Origin of the sequence: Streptococcus mitis (assembly GCF_001579035.1) — a bacterium.
In the GTDB taxonomy this organism is placed as follows: Bacteria; Bacillota; Bacilli; order Lactobacillales; family Streptococcaceae; genus Streptococcus; species Streptococcus mitis_J.
The window spans coordinates 1-928 of sequence record NZ_KQ970306.1 but is presented as its reverse complement, the minus strand read 5'-3'; the positions used below and the strand labels follow the sequence as shown (position 1 = coordinate 928).

The window sequence follows — 928 nt, the reverse complement described above, 5'->3', positions numbered from 1 at the left end:
GCTCTTAGATACGGAATCACTTAAGGACGTGCTCTTAGATGCTGAGTCGCTTAAGGACGTGCTCTTAGAAACTGAATCGCTCAATGACGTGCTCTTAGAAGCTGAGTCGCTCAATGACGTGCTCTTAGATACGGAATCACTTAAGGATGTACTCTTAGATACGGAATCACTTAAGGACGTGCTCTTAGAAGCTGAGTCGCTTAAGGATGTACTCTTAGATACGGAATCACTTAAGGACGTGCTCTTAGAGGCTGAGTCGCTTAAGGACGTGCTCTTAGAGGCTGAGTCGCTTAAGGACGTGCTCTTAGAGGCTGAGTCGCTCAATGACGTGCTCTTAGAAGCTGACTCAGATTCTGATGTACTTTTACTTTCAGAATCAGATTTACTTAATGATGGATTTTCACTAAATAATTTTGATTTACTCTCAGATTCTGATGTACTTTCACTTAAGGACGTGCTCTTAGAAACTGAGTCGCTCAATGACGTGCTCTTAGATGCTGAGTCAGATAAGGACGTGCTCTTAGAGGCTGAATCACTTAAGGACGTGCTCTTAGAGGCTGAGTCGCTTAAGGACGTGCTCTTAGATGCTGAGTCGCTCAATGACGTGCTCTTAGATGCTGAGTCACTTAAGGACGTGCTCTTAGAAGCTGAGTCGCTCAATGACGTGCTCTTAGATACGGAATCACTTAAGGACGTGCTCTTAGATGCTGAATCACTTAAGGATGTGCTCTTAGATGCTGAATCACTTAATGATGTACTCTTAGATGCTGACTCAGATTCTGATGTACTTTTACTTTCAGAATCAGATTTACTTAATGATGGATTTTCACTAAATAATTTTGATTTACTCTCAGATTCTGATGTACTTTCGCTTAAGGACGTACTCTTAGATGCTGAGTCACTTAAGGACGTGCTCTTAGATACGGAA

1 pseudogene is annotated in these 928 nt (G+C 42.2%); it reads left to right on the top strand.

What is annotated here, in order from left to right:
• Nucleotides 1-928, top strand: a pseudogene (locus tag SMIDD26_RS13545) (hypothetical protein); the annotation flags it as partial.